This is a genomic window from Citrobacter europaeus (assembly GCF_037482245.1).
GTDB classification, from domain to species: Bacteria; Pseudomonadota; Gammaproteobacteria; order Enterobacterales; family Enterobacteriaceae; genus Citrobacter; species Citrobacter europaeus.
The window spans coordinates 3,459,673-3,483,120 of record NZ_CP148084.1 but is presented as its reverse complement, the minus strand read 5'-3'; the positions used below and the strand labels follow the sequence as shown (position 1 = coordinate 3,483,120).

Sequence of the window (23,448 nt, the reverse complement as noted above, 5' to 3'; positions counted from 1 at the left end):
TCATTGATTCACAGTAAAAATGAGTAATCTATTGAAAATAATAGAGATAGATGTTGAGTGTTGCGAAAAGAGTCTCACAAGAGAGTGTGAAGATTCGTTAATCTTTGAGAAAGTGAAGTCAGCGGTGTGCAACGGAGTATTATCGTGGTCGCATAATTCTCTTGCCAATTGATCATAATCATCTGCATAAATGAGATTATTTTTTGCGGTGAGCATCATTCTTTCTTGAGACTAAATTTTGCATATTAGCGGCTTAAATATTGTTAATGCCGGAGGATAACGTGCCGCTGAAAATCCAGGATGACTATTTACAACGTTTTTTCTCTATCGCAGAACTCTTCTCCCGTGCAACCGGGTTGGCTACGGTCGTCGTTGATATTAATGGTAAGGCGGTGTCTAAGTGTCATAATTTTAATTCGTTTTGCTCATTAATGCGTGCGGATGAACGCTATCGAGCGGGTTGCCAAAAATGCGACAAGTATTGTGCTTTTGAGGCGTTAAAACAGCTTAAACCCAGAATACTCACCTGTCATGCGGGACTAAGCCTGTTCTCGATGCCATTAATTCGAGAGGGGCATCTTTACGGTTTTATTATCTGCGGGCAGGTGCGGGTAAAGTTTCAGGAATATAAAGCTATCGTTATTGATAATAAATTCTCATGGGTTGATAACCCCATGCTTAAAGCTGAGTGGGGCCAGTCTGCGGTAGTAGATAATAATGCGCTGGCGGCAGCAGCAAATTTGTTAAGTTTTATTGTTGATAATTTTGAGAAACAACAGTTGATTACTGAGGAGATTTCAGTTCCGCCAACCCGTTACGCTCGTCATTATTTTACTGAACCTTCGCGTCACGAGAAAAAACTTATGGCGGCGCTACGTTACATTGATGAAAATCTGTATGGTGAATTGTCTTTGGAAGCCGTCGCTGCTCATGTTTGTTTAAGCGCAAACTATTTCAGCCGGTTTTTCAAGAAACGCCAGGGCGTTAATTTTAAAACCTGGGTAAGTCAGAAAAGAATGCAAAAAGCGGGGGAGTTATTACACGATCCGGTTCATTCTATAGACAGTATTGCGCGGAAACTGCAATACGCACAAACCAGCTACTTTTGCCGCGTTTTTCGGGCGGCGCATCAAACGTCGCCCCAGTCTTTTCGTCACGCCAGACTTTCGCAGTAAAGGTTTTCTGGCAGTGTGATGGCTTCAGGTATAAAAGAGAGCCGATCGCTCAGGGTCACTACATCACCGATGACAATCAGCGCCGGTGGAAGGATGTTCGCTTCCTGAGCTTTACTCAGTAATGAACCGAGCGTACAGGTCAGGCGGCGTTGATTTTCTCGGGTCGCGGACATAATTAGCGCGGCGGGCGTGTCTGCTGATTTCCCACCCATCAACAGCTCTTCACAGATAAACGCCAGATTGGCGATACCCATGACGATGACCAACGTACAGTTAAGCTTCGCCAGTTGACGCCAGTCCTGCTGCTGATTGCCTTCCCGTGTATGACCCGTTACCACGTGAAAGCCGGAGGCAAAATCGCGATGTGTCACTGGGATCCCGGCATAGGTCAGGCCACCAATAGTAGAACTAATACCCGGTACGACTTCGAAAGGGATGCCAGTCTCAACCAGGTCCTCTGCCTCTTCAGCCCCACGGCCAAAAACATAGGGATCACCACCTTTGAGGCGCACGATGTTGTGATGCGTGTGGGCATACTGGACCAGCAGGGCATTGATTTCATCCTGGGGAACACAATGGAAGCCTGGGTTTTTGCCGACATTCACGAGCAGGCAATCAGGTAATGCCCATTCCAAAATTTTAGGATTGACCAGCCGATCGTAAATAATGACGTCAGCCTGTTTAATGCACATCATCGCTTTGAGAGTCAGTAATGAAATATCACCGGGACCTGCTCCAACGAGCCAGACCTTTCCGAAAGTTTTCACAGTGTGTCCTTTATCACGTCTATCAAAAAGTGGCAGAAACTACATCAAGGAATGATTAAAAGCAGTCGTTTGCCCGTAAGTTATAACGTGAAATTATCCAGAATTATCGCATGGATAATATTGATTAATCTCGCAAAGTTTTTTCTGCAATAAACAAGATGACTTGAAAAATTATTAAGAACTTATTGGCACTATTTACTTAGGTTTAACCTTATTTAAATTGTGTTTATTGTTGTGCTTGAGTATTATTGGTTAATATTTATCCGCCATCAGTGTGAGTAAATCATGGATTGGATCAATGACATCAATGGATAAAATAAAATATAACTCTCGATGCTTATCTGGGTGTCTTGAATTATTTTTTATTTATTAAACTATTTTTGTACGCTGCATATGGAAGAGGTTATGAGAGGAAAAATACCCAAGACGGAGTTGCTGGTAACTTTTGAAGTGGTTGCGCGTCACGAAAGTTATACCCGGGCAGCCGAAGAGTTGGCTTTAACACAAAGTGCTGTTTTCCGCCAGGTGAATGCGCTGGAGGATTTTCTTAATACCGCGCTATTTAATCATGCGAAAAAACGTATTTTTTTAAATGCGGCCGGCAAACATTATTTAAATATCGTTAAGGAAACGTTAAATAAGCTCGAGCGCGATACGACCACAATAATGACCTGGCAGCCGACCGTACAGGTTATTGAGCTGGCGGTGAATCCGACGTTCAGTACGCACTGGCTGATCCCAAACCTGCGCGAGTTTAACAAACTCAATCCAGATATTATCGTAAACATCCATTCGCTGGCGAATAAGGGTGATTTTCTCAATCGTGAGTATGACGCGGCAATTATGCGCGAAGACTTCTACTCGCCGTGGTCAGGGGTTGAGTATCTGTTTGAAGAGGAAATTCTGCCGGTATGCAGCCGCTGTCTGCTGGCCGAACCGGAACGGAAACTGGCTGTTGAAGAGCTGCTGAACGAATACCCGCTCTTGCACCAGAGCACACGAATCAAAGGCTGGCAGGAATGGTTTGCGCTGTCCGACGTCAGCAGCCCGCTGGTCAATAAAGGCCCGAGATTTGATCTGTTGTCGATGCTGATTGCGGCGGTCCGTTCTAATCTTGGGGTTGCGCTGCTTCCCCGTTTTGCCATTCAGCACGATCTGGATAGTGGTGATATGGTCATTCCTTGCGATGTTCCGATGCGCACCGGGAACCGTTTCATCATGACGTGGCGTGAAGAGAAATCGGAGTCCGCGCATTTACAGATCTTCCGCGACTGGCTGTTGAATAAATCCGTGGTATCGGCTGCCTGATGGTGGCTTATCAGGCCTACAAGATTGGTAGGCCGGATAAGATGCCTTAGCATCGTCTCCGGCAAAAGAACAACTACCAGTCGATCCCAACCTGTGCCTGAATTCCACTGTCAAACGCGTGCTTGACCGGGCGAATTTCACTGACCGTATCGGCCAGCTCCAGCAACAGCGCATGGCATCCGCGCCCGGTAACGATAACGCTTTGCTCCGCAGGGCGATTTTCGATAGCGCTGATGACCTCCTGGGTATCCAGATAGTGGTAAGCCAGCATGTAGGTGAGCTCATCCAGCACCACCAGATCGTACTGCGCATCAGCCAGCATGCGCTTACTTTCCTGCCAGACTACCGTCGCCGCCTCAATATCCGCTTGCCGATTTTGGGTTTCCCAGGTAAATCCGGTGCCCATAATATGAAATTCGACGCCGAGAGGTTGCAGCGTGTTGTACTCGCCATTATCCCACTGGCCCTTAATAAACTGCGCGATGCCAACGGTTTTTCCGTGACCAACCGCGCGTGTTGCTGTGCCAAAGGCTGCGGTGGATTTGCCTTTACCGTTGCCAGTGAAGACAATCAGGATCCCTTTTTTCTCCGTTGCCGCCGCCACGCGGGTATCAACTTGTTCTTTCAGTTTCTGCTGACGCTGGCGGTGCCTGTCATTATTGGCTCGCGCTTCCATGATGACTCCTTAATGTCCTGCCGGACAGGTTGCGCAGCGATGCTGCTGTTCAAACTGGCTAAAGAAATTATTGCCTTTGTCATCCACCAATACGAAGGCAGGCATATTTTTAACTTCCATCATCCACACCGCTTCCATTCCCAGCTCGGGATACTCAAGGCACTGCAGGCTTTTCACGTACTGCTGAGCCAGCAGGGCTGCGGCACCGCCAATGCTGCCGAGGCTAAATCCACCGTGTTTGTGGCAGGCATCAGTGACCTGCTGGCTGCGGTTACCCTTGGTGAGCATAATGAGGCTGCCGCCTTGCGCCTGGAAAGCATCGACATACCCATCCATACGCCCGCCGGTGGTGGGACCCATTGAGCCACAGGCCTGATTTTCCGGGGTTTTGGCGGGACCTGCGTAATAAACGATATGCTTTTTCATGTATTCCGGCATCGGTTCGCCGTTATCCAGTCGCGCTTTGATGTTAGCGTGGGCGATATCGCGAGCGACAACAATCGGGCCGCTTAACGACAAACGCGTGCCTATTGGCAGGGTGGAGAGATCATGCAGGATCTCGCGCAGCGGACGATTCAGATCCAGTTGTACGGTCTGGGCACCGTTTTCTACTCGCTGTGAATCAGGAATGAATTTGCCCGGATTATGCTCGAGTTTCTCCAGCCAGATTCCGTGTTTGTTAATTTTGGCCTTGATGTTGCGGTCGGCTGAGCAGGAGAGGGCCATCGCGATAGGGCAGGATCCGCCGTGACGTGGCAGGCGAATAACGCGGATATCGTGGGCAAAGTATTTGCCGCCAAACTGCGCGCCGATGCCAAATTCACGGCTGGCATTGAGCAGCTCGGCTTCCAGTGCTGTATCGCGGAATGCCTGACCCAGTTCGTTGCCGCTGGTGGGCAGGTTATCGTAATATTTGGTTGAAGCCAGTTTGGCAACCTTGAGCGCCTGGTCGGCGGACAAGCCGCCAACGACGAAAGCGATGTGATACGGCGGGCAGGCGGCTGTGCCCAGTGATTTCATTTTTTCGATCAGAAACGCGGTGAGTTTTTCCGGCTGCAGAATGGATTTTGTTTCCTGGTACAGCGCCGCTTTGTTGGCAGAGCCACCGCCTTTGTTGACGAACAGGAAACGGTATTCGTTGCCCGGCGTGGCGCTAATGTCGATTTGTGCCGGCAGGTTAGTCTGGGTATTGACCTCGGTATACATGTCCAGCGGGGCATTTTGCGAATAACGCAGGTTGTTTTCGATGAAGGTGGTGTACACGCCTTTGCTTAATGCTTCTGCGTCATCGCCGCCAGTCCAGACATGTTGTCCTTTGCAGGCCACAATGGTTGCTGTCCCGGTATCCTGACAGTTGGGCAGGACGCCTTTGGCCGAAACTTCAGCATTGCGGAGCAGTTGTAATGCGACGTACTTATCGTTACTGCTGGCCTGAGGGTCGTGCAGAATGCTGGCAATCTGTTTTAAATGTCCGGCGCGCAGGAAAAATGAAGCCTCATAAAACGCCTGCTGTGCTAATAAGGTTAACGCTTCTGGCGCAACCTTAATCACTTCCTCTCCGTCTAACTCCGAGACCGTTACGTGCTGGTTACTCAGTAATTCATATTCTGTATTATCTTTACTCTGAACAAAGAGTTCCTGCCAGACAAATGGTTTAGACATGTTTACTTCTCACCTCTTCATTTTTGCCGCATCACGGCGTAAATAAATGCGCTACTCGTAGGCCGGATAAGCGAAGCGTCATCCGGCATCAAGTTATTTTGCTAAAAAGACATTGGCCTGCGTCGCTTCAGCGACGTATTCAATTGTTTTCTGGGCGCGAACGCTGTTACCGGCTTCATCCAGCGGCGGAGAATAGACGGCAATCGCATATTCCCCCGGGACAATGGCCACCATTCCGCCGCCGACGCCGCTTTTCGCCGGGATGCCAACGGTGTACAGCCATTTACCGCTGCCGTCGTACAGTCCGGCAATCGCCATTTCTGCCAGCACCTGTGGAACATATTTTTCATTCAACAACTGCTTGCCGTTGAATGGAGATTTGCCTTTGTTCGCCAGTACAGCACCCATTTTGGCCAGTTGCTCAACGGTGATATCTACCGAGCACTGGCGGGTATAAATTTCGACGGCTTCGTCAGTGTTGCCATAGAAGCTGTTATAGGATTCCATCAGCTTCGCCAGCGCCTGATTGTGCTGGTTGGTTTCCATCTCGGATTGGAAAACCGGCTCGTTAACCGTGAGTTTGGCATCGGCCCAGACGTTCAGGTTGTCGAGGATTTTGTTCCAGCGATCGGTTTTGTCTTTGGCTTCAATCAGGCTTACGGCGCTCATCGCCCCGGCGTTAACCAGCGGGTTCTCTGGCGCGCCTTTGGTTAGCTCAACCGCTAAACCGGAGTTGAAAGGCATGCCGGTGGCATTGGCCCCGAGTTTATCCAGCACGACCTGAGGACCGTGCTGTTCCATGGCGAGCGCCATGGTGAAGACTTTACTCAGGGATTCCATTGGGAAGGGTTTGTTAACATCGCCAACCTGATAGATCTTGCCGTCCACCGTGGCAATGGTGATGGCAAAATTATTCGGGCTGTAGGTCGCCAGGGCAGGGATGTAGTCGGCGACTTTACCATCGTTGTTACTTTTATATTTTTGATGCGCCTGGTCGATAAGCTTTGCGTAATCCGGCGTGGTTTGCGCGAGAGTCGTTGCGCTAAACAAAACGCTGAAGGAAAAAATACTCACGCCGAGAAGAGTTTTAGTCATGGTGCTTTCCTGTTGGTGTGCTCATCTTGGTGCCGGATGGCGGCGTACCGTCTTATCCGGCCTACGGATAGTTAAACGTTATGTAGGCCGGATAAGCGCAAGCGCCATCCGGCATTAACGTAGTATCAGGACAAAGCGACTTCTGTTTCGGTAACCGGGCGTTCCTGCTCCGGGGTCTTCACTGGCGCTGTTCCACGGCAACCCTGGCCGAAGTGTTCACCTTCCCAACGGCCCACGATGGCAGCACCCATTGCGTTACTCATGACGTTGGTGGCGGAACGACCCATATCGAGGAACGGATCGACGCCCATCAGCAGGATCAGACCGGCTTCCGGGATATTGAACTGATTCAGGGTTGCGGCGATAACCACCATGGATGCACGCGGTACGCCCGCCATCCCTTTAGAGGTCAGCATCAGGATTAACAGCATGGTAATTTGCTCGCCCATGCTCAGTTCGATGTTGCACGCCTGGGCAATAAAGACGGTAGCAAAGGAGCAGTACGCCATGGATCCGACCAGGTTAAAGGAGTAACCGATAGGCAGAACGAAGCTGGCGATTTTTGAAGAAACACCGAATTTTTCCAGCTTGTCCAGCGTGCCCGGGAAGGCGGCTTCAGAACTGGAGGTCGTAAAGGCCAGCAGCGCCGGCTCGAGGATTGATTTCGTTAAACGTGCGATGCAAGGCCCGACTATCATAGTTGACAGGCCAATCAGGATCGCCCACAGCATACCCAGCGTCAGGTAGAACTCACCCATAAAGATCCCGGCGCTGACCATCACGCCCAGACCACGTTCGGCAATCAGACCTGAAATAGCGGCAAAAACGGTCAGTGGCGCAAACAGCATGACGTAGCCAGTCAGTTTCAGCATGACGTGCACCAGTGAATCCAGAACCTTCACAATCGGTTCGGCTTTTTCACCAATTGCGGCCAGGCTGCAACCGAGGAAAATTGAGAACACCACGATCTGCAGAATTTCGTTACGCGCCATTGCGTCGACAATACTGGTCGGCACTGCGTGCGAGATGAACACTTTCAGCGTAAACGGCTCTGATTTAACGGCGGCAACAGCTCCGACGTCATGCGGAACAAAGTTGATGCCAGCGCCTGGCTGGAAAATATTAACGATAACCAGACCCAGTGCAATTGACACCAGAGAGGCGCAAATAAACAGGAAGAAGGTTTTCGAAAATATACGTCCCAGCGTTTTGGCATCGCCCATTTTGGCAATACCAACAACCAGAGTTGAAATAACCAATGGCGCGATAATCATTTTCACCATGCGTAAAAATATAGTGGTGAAAATGGAAATATCTGCTGCATAGGATTTTGCTGTTTCAGCCGCGGCCATATTATTTATGGCCACCCCGGCAATCATGCCGAGTATCAGGCCTAATATGATCATCTTCGTTAAACTTATTTTCTTCATGTGTACTCCATCGGATAAAGGCTGGTAATTGGAATTGTGTAGGGTGGTGCGCGCCTGAGCCTGGACAGCAGCTCAGACGCACGCCTGTTGTGACCAACCGCATGAATAATTCGAAGCACTGTGATACCGCTGAATTCTGTGCTCCAATGGTTGTTATTGTGTTTTTTGTTACAAGTCGAACTCAATACTTAATAATGGGGCGTGTTGCTGCGCACCATAAACATCATTGTCACCAACGTTGCCGGAAATAATATCGCGCGGCATGACTATTTTTACGGCATTCGCCGGATCGAACCACACAATATTATGAATAAAGTCTGGTTCAACGTTATATAAACCGGCAATCAGCTGCGGCGTTAATTGCTCGCAGGCTTTTACCCGCTGATAGTCTTCCCTGGTTTTAAATAAAATATCTAAAACCAGTTCGTACGGTCCGGCGTTTTTGGAGCGAATAACCTGCGCCAGTGAACAAATTGAGTGTTTCATGCCTGAACTCCTTCTGGCGTCACCTGTTCAATGTGGAAATCAAAACGCAGCGCATCGCTCGCTTCAATCAGGTGATAGATCGAGAACTCATACACCGGTCCACTTTGAATATCAGATGGCGAGAACGGGAAGGCGAGGTTGCCCGCAGTCGCAATACGATTTTCATAGCCGTAATGCAGCAGGGTAGAGCGCACCAGCGAGCAAACGCTGTTGGCGATATCCTGCGTCGGCGCAACGACATCCAGTAAAATCCCCAGTTCATGACCGGCGGTTTTCATTGGTTCATGGTTGCCCATCACGCCGTTCTTACCATACAGGTGGAACGTCATGCGGATACTGTCGTCATTCAGTGAGAGGTTACGCGCAACGCTTGCCTGTACCTCTTCGAGAATGGTGTCAATCCCGGCAATCATAATCGGGTCGCGCGTTCCGGCGATGGTCAGGCAGCGGAAGCCAACCTGACGCGCGCCTTCCAGTTTCAATGCATACGGTGTTTCTTCATGACGTGAACCGCTGACATACACCTCACCCTCGTTAACCTGGGTAAAGGTGCACGCTTTCAGGTTTAGTACGCCGCCTGGTCCTGGCAGGAAGTACGGATCGGACTTCTCATACAGCGTGTGCGCCGCCGCGGACGTTTCTGTGAACTTACGCTTGGGATTGAACGCCTTCAGCGTAAAGCCGTTGTCGTCAATGATCCCCATCGCACAATCTGAGCCAGAGCCTGGGGTGGCAGCAATGGCAGCACACTCAAGGATCTTACCGCAATGAAGCGCCAGACCTTCATCAAAGCCCTGCATTATCGGCAGCGCGGCGAAGCAGGCGGGATCGTAGGCGCGTCCGCCCAGGACCACCTGCGCGCCAGCTTCTAGCGCACGCTGAAAAGGCTCGACGCCCATCTGCGCGACAATGTAGGTGCTCTCTTCAATTGCCTCGTGAGTTAATTCAGGCACAAAATCGAGCGCAGTAATCTTGCCGTTATCCAGTGCCTGATGGACGATTTCTTTGTCGACATCAGACGGGATCAGCGCCATTGAGAAGGTCAGTTTTTCTTCCTGTGCGATCTCATGGATTATCTGGCGACACCACTCCAGATGCGGAGCTGCGCCAGAACCACCGGCGGTGCCGATCACGACAGGGATGTTGTTCTTAACGCCCGCCACAATCATATAGCGCAGATCGCGTTTCACGCCGGCCCGGTCGGTAAAGGGTTTACCTGCCCCCAGGTAGTGGGGGCCTGGATCGGAGGAACCTGCGTCAACAGCAATAAGATCCGGTGACTCTTCCATGGCTTTACGAAAACTTTCTTCCGGGAAGCCATAACCCAGGATAGCCGTAGGCGATAAGATCTTAAATGTGCGTGCCATCTCTTAATCCTTAGTTTGCAACAACGCGATGGTGCGATTCATCTCGTTAAACACGATGTTGAGACCTTCATCGAAACCCATACCCGGTTTAACCAGCATGCGCATTGGACGCGCGGCAAGTGCCACGTGTACGCAGGTGCGGGCACTGATTTCCGTTTCGTTACAGGTACCGCCCTGATAGGCTTCCATGGCGTGTTTGTTGCAGTACAGCACTGCATCAACAATGTTATGAATGCCGCCAAGATCTGGAGTCTTGATCTGTACCATGTGGCAGCTGCCCGCATCGGTAAAGTCCACGATATCCTGATAGGTGTTACACCATTCGTCGGCGACAATTTTCACGCCGGAACCCAGACGAGTCAGCTCTTTGGTGATGGCGGTCAACATGCGGATCTGATCCGGCTTGTTACCGGCATCAACCGGACCTTCGATATACAGCGGCAGACCCTGGGCTTCGACTTCCAGGCTGGCGATGTATTCAGCGCAGCGCACCGGATCCATATCGAAGATCAGACCGATCGTGCCGTACACATCAATGTGCAGCGTCGGGTGATAACGTTCGCTGGTGCGCAGGCTTAAGATGCGGTCGGATAACCAACGTACATACTCACGCAGTTTTTCGCCTTTAAAGCCCAGCTTCTCTTCCACGTTGTTGATCAGCGCATGCGGCAGGACGTCCACACCTTTAAGGATCATCTTATCAACGGCGATATAACGGTCGTCGCCGCTCTGACCAAATAATGGAATGGCTTCCGGCACGCACGGCAGTTGCCATTCATCGCAAACCACTTCAGTTTTCAGACGACCGGTAGCCAGCGCCGCAGCGTCGAGCAGCGCCTGAGACAAACCATAGCGGACGGCGGTATGCAGCAGATGACCGTCAATACGCAGTTGGTCAAAGAAACGGGCGTTTGGCAGGAACGCATCAACGTCACGGCCTTCCAGCAGCGGTTTGATGTGATCGTTGAGGAACGGAATAAAGTTTTCAGCCAGGAACAGCGGGTCACGACCGCCTGCGCCTGAATATTGCACCGCTGCGCAATCGCCCACCGCTACCGCGCCATTTTCCAGAATCAGCTGCACGGAAACGCATTCACCCGCCTGACGAACAGAGGTAAATCCAGGCGTTACCGGATCGCCGGTATAGATAAACCCGTCATGACCGGCGCCATTTTTGATGGCCTGCTGATCGTCAAAATAAAATGAGGAGTAGCCAGCGGTGAAAAGGGCCTTTTTGATTTTCATTATGGTCTTCCTATTAATTTACTGTGGGATACGGCGTTGATGTCATCAATGACCATCTGGAAAGAAGGCTTGCGGCCTTCAAAATGTGCGCGCTCTGCGACATAGTCGTGGTGCAGGGCGAGAATATCTTTCGGCAGCGGAACGGCACCGGCTTCAAGAATACGGATTGCGCCTGTGTTATCGCGAACAGGCAGGATCTTACCGGCGTTACAGGCGGCAGGAGCGAAAGGTACATCCAGCACGCCAGCTTCAAAGGCCAGCACCGTGCCGCGCGCAATGTCGCCATTGCCCAGCTCGAAGACTTTTTTCAGTACCGCGCGGACTTCGCTCTTAATCAGATCTACTTCCTGTTCCACGGCAGCGCACTGCGGGAATTTCTGGTCGCTGACCATGTTGAGCATCTGGCGTGACGCTTTCAGGCCCTGAGCGTTAGCTGCTGCCGTTGGGATACCGAACGCTTCGTGCGGGCTTTTGGTGATCACTTTTGTAGCGCCCGACATACCTGCAACCGCTGCGCCCCAGGCGATAACGGAGAAGGCTTTCGCTTCATCTTCCGGGAATCCGCCCATCCACTGGTGGAAAACGGTGCTCAGTTCGTAATCGTCGAAGCCGTGGTTATGGAAGTATTCGTGAGACAGTTCGCGCAGCGCCTGAATAGCGGCGATATCCTGCGTCAGGCTGCCGACCTGGCCGTAGCCGACGGTAATTGACTTCACGCCTTGTTCCAGCGCCAGAAGACCTTCGATAATGGCCACCGAATGGGACATAAACGGCGGGATCAGAGTGCCGGTCAGCGGGCCAAACGGTTCACGGTTGATGCGAATGCCGTTCTCTTCATACAGGCCCATCAGGCGGTCGCAGTACTGCCAGTCGCGGATGGATTTTTCCAGGGTGACGCGTTTAGCGTAAGGGATGTTGTAGGAGATACCGCCGCCTTCGTAGCTGGTAAAGCCACTGGCCATTGCGATTTCTGCCAGCAGGCGCGCATCCGGCGTACCGTGGCGAACCTGGATCGGTTTTTCCAGCGATTCAGTCATCCGGCGGCAGGCAGCAACCCCGTGATTGACGACCGGTAAACCATTCAGTTTGGAAGTACCTGCTTCGATAGATTTCTGGATCCCGACAGCGGCTTCTTCATAGCGGTTCAGACGGGTATAGGCATCGATTGTGCTCGGCAGGAGGTCGCACTCTTCCTGCAGTGTTTTGAGCAGCGCAATATGCTCATCCATTAATGCTACGCCTGCGCGCGGCTGGCTCAGGGTTTTTCCTTCCTGATCGGCCTTCAGCAAGGCAAGGGAAAAGCGCTTTTTATCTGGAATTGATTGCTGGTACTTCACGCCATCTTCGAAGTTCTCAACGTCTTTGCCGGTTTCCCAGGTTTGCAACACCTGATGCCTTTCGGTCATGAATTCGTCATGGGTCAATTTTTTATTTCGAAGTTCCATTCGTAGCTGCCTTAAGTTTTATAGGGTTAAACACTGAATGCTGGTGCGAGCAGCGGCTTGCGGGTACAGCCTGGCGACGTTTGCCAGTAGCGGGAGCAGGCCATTTGAATCGCGGTAATACTCAAACTGATTCGGTAACAGAATTCTTTTACCCTGGTCGTCCAGCTCCCGGTATTTGAGCCAGTTATGGATATCGAACTGGCTGGCGCGAGAGAGCCATCCCCCTGAACCGACGACTTTGCGTACGGTGGTGAGATCGCGACCCATCTGTAAATCCACGTTACCCACGCAGGTGCAAACCTGCTTTTTAGTGCCCGCGTGGCGCTCAGCGGCATAGCCCACGCACAAACCTGCCAGCAGGGTGTCGAAATATTTCTCCTCCTCGCTGAGTGGCAGGTAATCCGGTTGCCCAACCAGGTGACGCAGGTAGCGGTAAAACGATTCCTCGCGCTGCGGTTGTTGGGCGAAGATGACTTTCACCATTTCCTGCGTGCTTTCTCCCACCACGACGGCGGAAACGCGCATTCCCAGGTCGCCTTCAACGGTACGTTTAACGAACGGTTCAGGAACACCATGCAGGACGGTATCGGGGGAGAGGGTATTCGCGCTGGCCGAATAGACATCCGTGGTGGCTCCGCCCATATCAATCAGCATGAATTCCTTCCATGCGCTGTCGTAATCGCTAATGGCTTTAACTAACTCATATACCGTCCATGGCGTCGGCATTGGCTCTTCGCCTGTTTCGCCGACAATGACGTCCAGGCCTTTGCCTTTGACAATGCGTGACAAGAACACATCGCAAATCGCCTGGCGCGCGGCAAACGGATTCGGGTGATCGAGGTCTGGCAGAATGTTGTCTACCGTGGTCAGATCCTTATGTCCGAGAATCGTTTGTATTTCGTCCTGAATGTCCCGGTTTCCGGCGTAGATAATGGCGCAATCAAGCTTTGAGCCTGCCAGCGCGTGCGCATTCGCCAGGCCATAGCTTTCTTCGCCACCGTCTGTACCGCCGGTAAATAGCAGAATGTCTGGGGGGGAAGATTCCAGCTCCTGAATGTCATGACGGTTCAGCTTGTACGAATAATATTGCGCGATTTTCGCTCCTGCCGAATGGGCGGTAACTTTGGCCGATTCCAGCGTAATGGAAGGCACCAGCCCCATTGCTGCAACGGCGAGTCCACCTTTGGCCGAAGAAGAGTATTTCAACTGCACTTCACCACTTTTCAGTAACGGGCGAGCATCGGCAACGTTCAGCACCTGATTCAGGCTGGCAAAAAAACCGTCTGCCAGATGATGTGTGGTGGTTGGGGTCAGGACATGGTTTACCAGGGTTAATTCTTCGCCTTCATGGGCGAAGAGGGCAGCCTTGGTCCATGTCGAGCCGATATCGACAGAAACTGTTTGCATCAGATAGCCTCTTCCAGGCAACGCTGCTCAAGGCCATTGTGTTGGTGAATATCATTAGTGATAAGCGCGCAGACATCTTCCAGGTCATGGCTTGGTGCGAAGACGCGGTTAAATCCCATCTCTTTAAACTTCACTTCCACATCAGCGAAGTCATGTTTACCGACGACCAGGTTGCCGCCGACGTACAGCAGAATGTCGCCGAGGCCACGTTCTATGCAGCGCTCACGTAACCCGAGGCAGTCAATGTCGCCGTGACCGTAGATAGAGGACACCACGATGGCATCGGCGCCTGTTTCAATCGCGGCATCAATATATTCATCCTGGCTCACCATCACCCCGAGGTTGATTACGTGAAAATCATGAGCTGTAAAAACGCGATCCAGAACTTTATTACCTACTGCATGGCAGTCAGCACCGATGACGCCAATAACAAGTGTAGATTTCTTCATGGGTAATCCTCTGTAGGGCTGATGGTCAATAAGTGAAAATTGTTTTCTAATATTTAGAACATGGATTGTGGCAACCTCTTAATAGGGTTGGAGTTTCTGTGGAAGCGGAAAAGGAAGCAATTGATCTATTTTCAAAATATCCTGCGCAAAATGATTGTTATATTATTTTTTTATAAAATCACTTTACTATCAGTGTCTTATGATTTGTTTTTTGCGATGATTTTTAATTTGTTAGGAAATTGGGTAATAAATAACTTGCCATGTTTGTGATCGAAATCTTATTTTGTTGCGCGCCTCGTTTATGCACCATTTTTAATAATTTAAAAAATCACATTTACTAAATAACTTGTGAACGGGATAACGGTTTTTTATTTTTTAATCTTATATGTCATAATTATTTTTTGTTAAATTTAGGATAAAAATGATAATGAATTGTTTGTGGCATATTTAAACATTGCCATATAAGAGAAGAAGAGAGGTGAATGATAACTTTAAGTGATGATTTAAGCGGAACGGCTGCGCTCTGCGGGAGAAGGCCAAACGCAATGCGTCTGTCAATGAGCGACGCTTTCGCTTCAATTTGAGATAGTTACATCTTGGTGTTAATTATAAGTAAAATTTAAATGAACAATTTGTATGAAATAACAAATCCATGACTTGCTAAACAAAAAACTGTGAGCTACCCAGCAATAGTGACTCTTTATCTGCGGACAATTTTGTCAGCCAGGCGAGTTAAAAGATCGTGTAGATTTAAATAAATAACCTATCATTTGTAGTAACGGCAATTACTCATTGAAAAACATGTTGTTAACATGATGTTCACTAGTCATCTTACTGCTAAACACTATTAACATTAAATTTGAAAATTGATTTAAATCAATGTTTAAAACTTGGTAAACGGCATCAAAAGAGGTTAAATTGCTGCAGATCAAATTGGTCTGAAGGTGGTAAATTAGCTATAAATTGATCACTATCGAAAAATGCAAATTTACCTCGATAAAAACCTGTTTATTGTAAGGATTTTACGGCGTAATATAATTGCGGGATCAATTTGAGTGTTTTATTAACATGTTTGTAACCTTTCATCATTGTCCTTTCTTCAAATGAGAGGAAAGGGCAGCGGCGGGGGGAAGCAGATAAATTTGTATTGGGGCATGCGTGTGACCCTTTCTAACGGGGTTCACTCTCGGAGTCTTCATGCGATGAGCAAGGAGTCATGATGTTAGATATAGTCGAACTGTCGCGCTTACAGTTTGCCTTGACCGCGATGTACCACTTCCTGTTTGTGCCACTGACGCTCGGTATGGCGTTCTTGCTGGCCATCATGGAAACGGTCTACGTCCTTTCCGGCAAACAGATTTATAAAGATATGACCAAGTTCTGGGGCAAGTTGTTTGGTATCAACTTCGCTCTGGGTGTGGCAACCGGTCTGACCATGGAGTTCCAGTTCGGGACTAACTGGTCCTACTACTCCCACTATGTAGGGGATATTTTCGGTGCGCCGCTGGCGATCGAAGGTTTGATGGCCTTCTTCCTCGAATCCACCTTTGTAGGTCTGTTCTTCTTCGGCTGGGACCGTTTGGGTAAAGTCCAGCATATGTGCGTCACCTGGCTGGTAGCTCTGGGTTCTAACCTGTCCGCGCTGTGGATTCTGGTTGCGAACGGCTGGATGCAAAACCCAATCGCCGCGGATTTCAATTTCGAAACCATGCGTATGGAGATGCTGAGTTTCTCTGAACTGGTGCTCAACCCGGTTGCACAGGTGAAATTTGTTCACACTGTGGCATCTGGTTATGTCTGTGGCGCGATGTTCGTTCTGGGGATCAGCTCCTACTATATGCTGCGCGGTCGTGACTTCGCGTTCGCTAAACGTTCTTTTGCCATCGCCGCCAGCTTTGGTATGGCTGCAATTCTGTCTGTTATCGTTCTGGGTGATGAATCCGGTTACGAAATGGGCGACGTGCAGAAAACCAAACTCGCTGCGATTGAAGCAGAATGGGAAACTCAGCCTGCACCGGCTTCCTTTACGCTGTTCGGTATTCCGGACCAGGATGCGCAGGAAAACCATTTTGCGATTCAAATTCCTTATGCGCTGGGCATCATTGCCACCCGCTCTGTTGATACACCGGTCATTGGTCTGAAAGATCTGATGGTGCAGCACGAAGAGCGCATCCGTAACGGGATGAAAGCGTATCAACTGCTGGAAGAGCTGCGTGCTGGTACGACCGATCAGGCCGTTCGCGATCAGTTCAACAGCATGAAGAAAGACCTGGGTTATGGTCTGCTGCTGAAACGCTATACGGATAACGTCACCGACGCGACCGAAGCGCAAATTCAGCAGGCAACGAAAGATTCTATTCCTCGCGTTGCGCCGCTGTACTTCGCATTCCGTATCATGGTGGCATGCGGCATTCTGATGCTGGCAATCATCGCTGTGTCCTTCTGGACCGTACTTCGTAACCGTATCGGTGAGAAAAAATGGCTGCTGCGCACTGCGCTGTATGCGATTCCTCTGCCGTGGATTGCGATCGAATCCGGTTGGTTTGTCGCAGAGTACGGTCGTCAACCGTGGGCGATTGGTGAAGTATTACCAACAGCCGTAGCGAACTCTTCGCTGACCGCTGGCGACCTCATCTTCTCGATGCTGTTGATTTGCGGCCTGTATACCCTGTTCCTGGTGGCTGAACTGTATCTGATGTTCAAGTTCGCACGCCTTGGGCCGAGTAGCCTGAAAACCGGTCGTTATCACTACGAGCAGTCCACTGTGACTTCTCAGCCGGCACGCTAAGACAGGAGTCGTCAAATGATCGATTATGAAGTATTGCGTTTTATCTGGTGGCTGCTGGTTGGCATTCTGCTGATTGGTTTCGCGGTCACTGATGGCTTCGACATGGGGGTGGGCATGCTCACCCGTTTCCTCGGTCGTAATGATACCGAGCGTCGAATTATGATTAACTCCATCGCCCCACACTGGGACGGTAACCAGGTTTGGCTCATCACCGCAGGCGGCGCACTGTTCGCAGCCTGGCCGATGGTGTATGCCGCTGCGTTCTCCGGCTTCTATGTGGCGATGATTCTGGTACTGGCGTCGTTGTTCTTCCGTCCGGTCGGTTTTGATTACCGCTCCAAGATTGAAGACATGCGCTGGCGCAACATGTGGGACTGGGGCATCTTCATTGGTAGCTTCGTTCCACCGCTGGTTATTGGCGTGGCATTCGGCAACCTGCTGCAAGGGGTTCCGTTCCACGTAGACGACTACATGCGTCTGTACTACACCGGTAACTTCTTCCAGTTGCTGAATCCGTTTGGTCTGCTGGCGGGTGTCGTGAGCGTTGGGATGATCATCACCCAGGGCGCGACCTATCTGCAGATGCGTACGGTAGGTGAGCTGCATCTGCGTGCACGTGCAACTTCGCAGGTTGCGGCGCTGGTGACTCTGGTCTGCTTCGCGCTGGCCGGTGTATGGGTGATTTACGGTATTGACGGTTATGTTGTGACCTCCGCACTGGATCACCATGCCGCCTCAAACCCGCTGACCAAAGAAGTGGCTCGCGAGGCTGGCGCATGGATGGTGAACTTTAACAATGCACCTATTCTGTGGTTGGTTCCTGCACTGGGCGTCGTTCTGCCGCTGTTGACCATCCTGACTTCTCGTATGGAGAAAGGGGCATGGGCGTTCGTCTTCTCCTCACTGACGTTAGCCTGCATCATCCTGACTGCCGGTATCGCAATGTTCCCGTTTGTGATGCCATCCAGCACCATGATGAACGCAAGCCTGACTATGTGGGATGCCACCTCCAGCCAGCTTACATTGAACCTGATGACCTGGGTCGCGGCGGTGTTTGTACCGATCATTCTGTTGTACACCGGCTGGTGCTACTGGAAGATGTTCGGTCGCATCACTAAAGAAGATATTGAAAGCAACACCCACTCTCTGTACTAAGTAAGGAGCTTAAAATGTGGTATTTCGCATGGATTTTGGGAACGCTTCTTGCCTGTGCATTTGGGATAATCACAGCGCTGGCGCTTGAGCACGTTGAATCAGGCAAAGCCGGACAAGAAGATAGCTGATGACCAACATTATCGCGATGGTATACAACGCGATGGACAAGCGCCCCCTGCGGGCGCTTTCCTTTGTGCTGGCAATCGTGTTGGCTGGCTGCATATTCTGGGATCCGTCACGTTTTGCGGCCAAAACCAGTGAGCTTGAAATCTGGCATGGTTTCCTGCTGATGTGGGCGGTCTGCGCAGGCATTATTCACGGCGTTGGCTTCCGTCCTCGTGCCGTACACTGGCAGGGTATCTTCTGCCCGCTGATCGCGGATATCGTCCTCATTGTTGGACTGTTTTTCTTCTTCTTTTGAATAAGAAACATCCTTAAATATTTATGGGCTTGCATAAGCCCATAATTTTTTACTCTCCGTTTACTTTCCCCCATTCCAAAGCACCATTCCCGCGCGTATAGTAGCGAAGTTTGAAAGCACTAACCTTTTGTTGCATTACCGGGATGTACAGTGAAGACAGCGCGATATACAACGACATTCTTGATGCATCGCGGCGGCAAGAACGCGAGTCACCAGGCGCTTACCAGGGTAAGCAACTGGTGTGAGTGGGCGAAGCCAACAAAGAGGCAGTAGGAATGAATAAGTATATGTTTCGATGGCCGGTTCGTGTCTACTATGAAGATACCGATGCCGGTGGGGTGGTTTACCACGCCAGCTACGTCGCTTTTTATGAAAGAGCTCGTACAGAGATGCTGCGTCATCATCACTTCAGTCAGCAGGTCCTGTTGGCCGAACGTGTAGCCTTTGTGGTGCGCAAGATGACCCTCGAGTATTTTGCGCCTGCCCGGCTCGACGATATGCTCGAAGTTCAAACCGAAATTACGTCAATGCGTGGCACCTCATTGGTTTTCACGCAACGCATTGTCAACGCAGAGAACACCGTGCTGAATGAAGCCGAAGTTCTGATCGTTTGCGTTGATCCACTCAAAATGAAGCCTCGTGCGCTTCCCAAGTCTATTGTCGCGGAGTTTAAGCAGTGACTGACATGAATATCCTTGATTTGTTCCTGAAGGCAAGCCTTCTGGTTAAACTTATCATGTTGATTTTGATTGGTTTCTCAATCGCATCCTGGGCCATTATTATCCAGCGGACCCGTATTCTTAATGCTGCTTCACGTGAAGCCGAAGCATTTGAAGACAAGTTCTGGTCTGGCATTGAATTGTCGCGTCTGTATCAGGAAAGCCAGGGGCGTCGTGATAATCTGGCGGGCTCAGAGCAAATTTTCTATAGCGGATTCAAAGAGTTTGCGCGTCTGCATCGGGCGAATAGCCATGCGCCGGAAGCGGTCGTTGAAGGAGCATCCCGTGCGATGCGTATCTCGATGAACCGTGAACTGGAAACGCTGGAAACGCATATTCCATTCCTCGGCACCGTCGGCTCCATCAGCCCGTATATCGGTCTGTTCGGTACCGTTTGGGGGATCATGCACGCATTTATCGCGCTGGGCGCGGTAAAACAGGCCACGCTGCAAATGGTCGCGCCGGGTATCGCGGAAGCGTTGATCGCCACGGCTATCGGTCTGTTTGCGGCAATCCCGGCGGTTATGGCTTACAACCGACTGAATCAGCGCGTGAACAAGCTGGAACTGAATTACGACAACTTTATGGAAGAGTTCACCGCGATTCTGCACCGCCAGGCGTTTACCGTTAGCGAGAGCAACAAGGGGTAAGCCATGGCCAGAACGCGTGGACGAGGTCGTCGCGAACTCAAGTCCGAAATCAATATTGTACCGCTGCTCGACGTACTGCTGGTGCTGTTGCTGATCTTTATGGCAACCGCGCCGATCATTACGCAGAGTGTGGAAGTCGACCTGCCGGATGCGACCGAATCGCAAGCCGTCAGCAGTAACGACGAACCGCCGGTCATTATTGAGGTTTCCGGTATTGGGCAATACAGCGTGGTCGTTGAGAAAGACAGGATGGATCAACTGCCGCCGGAGCAGGTTATCGCGGAAGCGAAAAGCCGCCTGCAAACCAATCCGAAAACGGTCTTTTTAATCGGTGGTGCGAAAGACGTGCCTTATGATGAAATAATTAAAGCGCTGAACTTGTTACACAGTGCAGGCGTAAAATCGGTTGGCTTGATGACGCAGCCAATCTGATGACCGCGTTTTGCTGGCTTGAAAGATAGCGCGTAACAGGCGAACAGTTTTTTGGGAACCGAGAGTGTCAAAGGCAACCGAACAAAACGACAAGCTCAAAAGGGCGATAATTATTTCAGCGGTGCTGCATGTCATTTTATTTGCAGTACTGATCTGGAGTTCGTTCGATGAGCACATTGATGCTTCAGCTGGCGGCGGTGGCGGTTCGTCCATCGACGCCGTTATGGTCGATCCTGGCGCCGTTGTGCAACAGTACGACAGGCAGCAGCAGCAGCAGGCAAGTGCGAAACGTGCAGAAGAACAGCGTGAAAAACAGGCGCAGCAGCAAGCTGAGGAACTTCGCGAGAAGCAGGCGGCTGAGCAAGAGCGACTGAAGCAGCTGGAAAAAGAACGTTTAGCCGCGCAGGAAAAAGTGCGCGAACAGGCGGAACAGCAAAAGCAGGCCGAAGCCGCCGCCGCGAAAGCGCAAGAGCAACAGAAACAGGCTGAAGAAGCTGCGGCGAAGGCTGCTGCAGATGCGAAGGCCAAAGCTGATGCTCAGGCGAAACAAGCGGCAGATGCTGCGAAGAAAGCCGCTGCGGACGCACAGAAAAAAGCTGAGGCTGAAGCCGCTAAAGCCGCCGCTGATGCGAAGAAAGCTGCAGAAGCACAAGCTGCTAAGGCAGCAGCAGACGCTGCGAAGAAAGCGCAGGCTGAGGCCGCTAAGCAAGCTGCAGCCGAGAAAGCTGCCGCTGAGAAAGCAGAAAAAGCCGCCGCCGCGAAAGCTGCCGCTGCTGAAAAAGCGGCGGCTGATAAGAAAGCCGCGGCTGAAAAAGCAGCTGCAGATAAAAAAGCTGCAGCCGAGAAAGCCGCTGCCGATAAGAAAGCTGCGGCTGATAAAGCGGCTGCTGCGAAAAAGGCTGCGGCCGAAAAAGCCGCAGCAGCCTCTGGCGTTGACGACTTGTTAGGTGACCTAAGCTCCGGTAAGAATGCACCGAAATCGGGTGGTGGAGCGAAAGGAAGCGGTCAACCGGCGAAAGATAGTGGTACAAGTGGTGCTAATGGCGGTGCATCTGGCGCTGATATCAGTGCTTACGCATCTCAAATTCGTAATGCGATCCAGAGTCGTCTGTATGGTGCCGATTTGTATGCAGGTAAATCTTGCGTATTACATATCAAGTTAGCACCCGATGGTCTGTTACTGGATGTGACCGAAGAGGGCGGAGATCCGGCATTGTGCCAGGCTGCGCTGACGGCTGCGAAAACAGCCAGAATTCCTAAACCGCCTAGCCAGGCTGTTTATGAAAAAGTAAAAGATGCCAAACTGGACTTTAAACTGTAATAACGCCCCCTGAGAATTCAGGGGAAACGGTCTAAGGTTGAGACAGAGTTCTGGTAGTTTTGTGTATTTGAGTTTGTTAACATTCTGCTAAATTATCGTGGGCTTTCCGTCCAGATAAGGGAGATATGATGAAGCAGGCATTACGAGTAGCATTTGGTTTTCTGATGCTGTGGGCAGCGGTGCTGCACGCAGAAGTACGTATCGAGATCACCCAGGGGGTGGACTCGGCACGCCCGATTGGTGTTGTCCCCTTCCAGTGGGCAGGGCCGGGTGCTGCACCTGAAGATATCGGTGGCATCGTAGGCGCTGACCTGCGTAACAGCGGTAAATTTAATCCGTTAGACCGCTCTCGTCTGCCTCAGCAGCCGGGTACCGCGCAGGAAGTTCAACCTGCCGCATGGTCTGCGCTGGGTATTGATGCCGTGGTCGTCGGTCAGGTTACACCGAATCCGGATGGTTCCTACAGCGTCGCTTATCAACTGGTAGATACCGGTGGCGCGCCGGGTACCGTACTGGCGCAGAATACTTATAAAGTGAACAAGCAGTGGCTGCGTTATGCGGGCCATACTGCCAGTGACGAAGTGTTTGAAAAACTGACCGGTATTAAAGGTGCATTCCGTACCCGTATCGCTTATGTTGTTCAGACTAACGGCGGTCAGTTCCCGTACGAATTACGTGTGTCTGACTACGATGGTTACAACCAGTTCGTGGTACACCGTTCTCCGCAGCCGCTGATGTCACCGGCGTGGTCTCCGGACGGTTCAAAACTGGCATACGTCACTTTCGAAAGCGGTCGTTCTGCACTGGTTATTCAGACGTTGTCTAATGGCGCGGTTCGTCAGGTAGCGTCGTTCCCACGTCACAACGGTGCACCTGCGTTTTCACCGGATGGCAGCAAACTGGCGTTTGCCCTGTCTAAAACCGGTAGCCTGAACCTGTATGTTATGGACATTGGTTCCGGTCAGATCCGTCAGGTTACGGATGGTCGTAGTAACAACACGGAACCTACCTGGTTCCCGGACAGCCAAAACCTGGCCTTTACCTCTGACCAGGCCGGTCGTCCGCAGGTATATAAAGTTAACGTCAACGGCGGTGCTCCGCAGCGTATTACCTGGGAAGGTTCGCAAAACCAGGATGCAGATGTGAGCAGCGACGGTAAGTTTATGGTAATGGTAAGCTCTGCCAATGGTCAGCAGCACATTGCCAAACAAGATCTGGTAGCGGGTGGCGTACAAGTCCTGTCGTCAACGTTCCTGGATGAAACGCCAAGTCTGGCACCTAACGGCACTATGGTAATCTACAGCTCTTCTCAGGGGATGGGATCCGTGCTGAATTTGGTTTCTACAGATGGGCGTTTCAAAGCGCGTCTTCCGGCAACTGATGGTCAGGTTAAATTCCCTGCCTGGTCGCCGTATCTGTGATAATAAATAATTGATTAATAAAGGAATCA

22 protein-coding genes are annotated in these 23,448 nt (G+C 50.9%); 11 read left to right on the top strand and 11 right to left on the bottom strand.

What is annotated here, in order from left to right; genetic code table 11:
- Window positions 1-281: 281 nt before the first annotated feature.
- Window positions 282-1,175 carry a PocR ligand-binding domain-containing protein gene (locus WHR59_RS16500; RefSeq protein WP_087053001.1) on the top strand — a complete coding sequence of 298 codons (894 nt, stop codon included), beginning with the start codon at window positions 282-284 and terminating at the stop codon, window positions 1,173-1,175.
- Here the strand turns inward: WHR59_RS16500 and cobA are convergent.
- Window positions 1,154-1,942 (bottom strand): uroporphyrinogen-III C-methyltransferase, encoded by a 789-nt coding sequence (gene cobA / locus WHR59_RS16495; protein ID WP_338843305.1) that lies wholly within the window; start codon window positions 1,940-1,942, stop codon window positions 1,154-1,156. The two genes, WHR59_RS16500 and cobA, sit on opposite strands and share 22 nt — an antisense overlap.
- Window positions 1,943-2,347: 405 nt before the next feature.
- Between cobA and WHR59_RS16490 the strand changes: the two genes are divergently transcribed.
- Window positions 2,348-3,250 carry a LysR family transcriptional regulator gene (locus tag WHR59_RS16490; RefSeq protein ID WP_043015635.1) on the top strand — a complete coding sequence of 301 codons (903 nt, stop codon included), beginning with the start codon at window positions 2,348-2,350 and terminating at the stop codon, window positions 3,248-3,250.
- A gap of 73 nt (window positions 3,251-3,323) precedes the next feature.
- Here the strand turns inward: WHR59_RS16490 and cobO are convergent, their stop codons facing one another.
- The 10 genes from cobO to glmS form a co-directional block, all read right to left on the bottom strand.
- Window positions 3,324-3,926, bottom strand: a complete 603-nt coding sequence (gene cobO, locus WHR59_RS16485) for a cob(I)yrinic acid a,c-diamide adenosyltransferase (protein WP_043015636.1) — start codon at window positions 3,924-3,926, stop codon at window positions 3,324-3,326.
- Between the two features lie 9 nt (window positions 3,927-3,935).
- Window positions 3,936-5,588, bottom strand: a complete 1,653-nt coding sequence (locus tag WHR59_RS16480; RefSeq protein ID WP_043015637.1) for a class I fumarate hydratase — start codon at window positions 5,586-5,588, stop codon at window positions 3,936-3,938.
- 93 nt (window positions 5,589-5,681) lie between these two features.
- A complete protein-coding gene (gene glsA / locus WHR59_RS16475; protein WP_075144968.1) occupies window positions 5,682-6,683 on the bottom strand; it encodes a glutaminase A in 1,002 nt (333 codons plus the stop codon).
- 125 nt (window positions 6,684-6,808) lie between these two features.
- Window positions 6,809-8,113, bottom strand: a complete 1,305-nt coding sequence (locus tag WHR59_RS16470) for a dicarboxylate/amino acid:cation symporter (protein ID WP_016152302.1) — start codon at window positions 8,111-8,113, stop codon at window positions 6,809-6,811.
- A 168-nt stretch (window positions 8,114-8,281) separates the two neighbouring features.
- The gene (locus WHR59_RS16465; RefSeq protein ID WP_043015639.1) at window positions 8,282-8,599 is read right to left on the bottom strand and encodes a DUF4387 domain-containing protein; all 318 of its coding nucleotides are present in this window, start codon (window positions 8,597-8,599) and stop codon (window positions 8,282-8,284) included.
- Window positions 8,596-9,966 carry an acyclic terpene utilization AtuA family protein gene (locus WHR59_RS16460; protein ID WP_047412553.1) on the bottom strand — a complete coding sequence of 457 codons (1,371 nt, stop codon included), beginning with the start codon at window positions 9,964-9,966 and terminating at the stop codon, window positions 8,596-8,598. Before WHR59_RS16460 ends, WHR59_RS16465 begins: the two co-directional genes overlap by 4 nt.
- 3 nt (window positions 9,967-9,969) lie before the next feature.
- Window positions 9,970-11,211, bottom strand: a complete 1,242-nt coding sequence (locus WHR59_RS16455; RefSeq protein WP_043015641.1) for a methylaspartate ammonia-lyase — start codon at window positions 11,209-11,211, stop codon at window positions 9,970-9,972.
- Window positions 11,211-12,656 (bottom strand): methylaspartate mutase subunit E, encoded by a 1,446-nt coding sequence (locus WHR59_RS16450; RefSeq protein ID WP_003022957.1) that lies wholly within the window; start codon window positions 12,654-12,656, stop codon window positions 11,211-11,213. The genes WHR59_RS16455 and WHR59_RS16450 overlap by 1 nt, the downstream gene beginning before the upstream one ends.
- A gap of 18 nt (window positions 12,657-12,674) precedes the next feature.
- The gene (glmL, locus tag WHR59_RS16445) at window positions 12,675-14,063 is read right to left on the bottom strand and encodes a methylaspartate mutase accessory protein GlmL (RefSeq protein WP_286518487.1); all 1,389 of its coding nucleotides are present in this window, start codon (window positions 14,061-14,063) and stop codon (window positions 12,675-12,677) included.
- Window positions 14,063-14,512 carry a methylaspartate mutase subunit S gene (gene glmS, locus WHR59_RS16440; protein WP_003022963.1) on the bottom strand — a complete coding sequence of 150 codons (450 nt, stop codon included), beginning with the start codon at window positions 14,510-14,512 and terminating at the stop codon, window positions 14,063-14,065. Before glmS ends, glmL begins: the two co-directional genes overlap by 1 nt.
- A gap of 1,219 nt (window positions 14,513-15,731) precedes the next feature.
- Between glmS and cydA the strand changes: the two genes are divergently transcribed.
- The 9 genes from cydA to tolB all read left to right on the top strand — a co-directional run bounded on the left by cydA (window position 15,732) and on the right by tolB (window position 23,419).
- A complete protein-coding gene (gene cydA / locus WHR59_RS16435; protein ID WP_003022965.1) occupies window positions 15,732-17,300 on the top strand; it encodes a cytochrome ubiquinol oxidase subunit I in 1,569 nt (522 codons plus the stop codon).
- A gap of 15 nt (window positions 17,301-17,315) precedes the next feature.
- Window positions 17,316-18,455 (top strand): cytochrome d ubiquinol oxidase subunit II, encoded by a 1,140-nt coding sequence (cydB, locus tag WHR59_RS16430; RefSeq protein ID WP_043015643.1) that lies wholly within the window; start codon window positions 17,316-17,318, stop codon window positions 18,453-18,455.
- Between the two features lie 14 nt (window positions 18,456-18,469).
- Window positions 18,470-18,583 (top strand): cytochrome bd-I oxidase subunit CydX, encoded by a 114-nt coding sequence (cydX, locus tag WHR59_RS16425; RefSeq protein WP_003022970.1) that lies wholly within the window; start codon window positions 18,470-18,472, stop codon window positions 18,581-18,583.
- Complete coding sequence (gene ybgE / locus WHR59_RS16420; protein ID WP_043015644.1) at window positions 18,583-18,876, top strand: cyd operon protein YbgE; 294 nt, start codon at window positions 18,583-18,585, stop codon at window positions 18,874-18,876. Before cydX ends, ybgE begins: the two co-directional genes overlap by 1 nt.
- 275 nt (window positions 18,877-19,151) lie before the next feature.
- Window positions 19,152-19,556 carry a tol-pal system-associated acyl-CoA thioesterase gene (ybgC, locus tag WHR59_RS16415; RefSeq protein WP_003831439.1) on the top strand — a complete coding sequence of 135 codons (405 nt, stop codon included), beginning with the start codon at window positions 19,152-19,154 and terminating at the stop codon, window positions 19,554-19,556.
- On the top strand, window positions 19,553-20,245 hold the full coding sequence (gene tolQ, locus WHR59_RS16410) for a Tol-Pal system protein TolQ (protein ID WP_003022976.1): 693 nt from the start codon (window positions 19,553-19,555) through the stop codon (window positions 20,243-20,245). The genes ybgC and tolQ overlap by 4 nt, the downstream gene beginning before the upstream one ends.
- 3 nt (window positions 20,246-20,248) lie before the next feature.
- A complete protein-coding gene (gene tolR, locus WHR59_RS16405; protein ID WP_003022978.1) occupies window positions 20,249-20,677 on the top strand; it encodes a colicin uptake protein TolR in 429 nt (142 codons plus the stop codon).
- 64 nt (window positions 20,678-20,741) lie between these two features.
- Window positions 20,742-21,998, top strand: a complete 1,257-nt coding sequence (tolA, locus tag WHR59_RS16400; protein WP_043015645.1) for a cell envelope integrity protein TolA — start codon at window positions 20,742-20,744, stop codon at window positions 21,996-21,998.
- A 128-nt stretch (window positions 21,999-22,126) separates the two neighbouring features.
- A complete protein-coding gene (gene tolB / locus WHR59_RS16395; RefSeq protein ID WP_003022981.1) occupies window positions 22,127-23,419 on the top strand; it encodes a Tol-Pal system beta propeller repeat protein TolB in 1,293 nt (430 codons plus the stop codon).
- Window positions 23,420-23,448 lie beyond the last annotated feature (29 nt).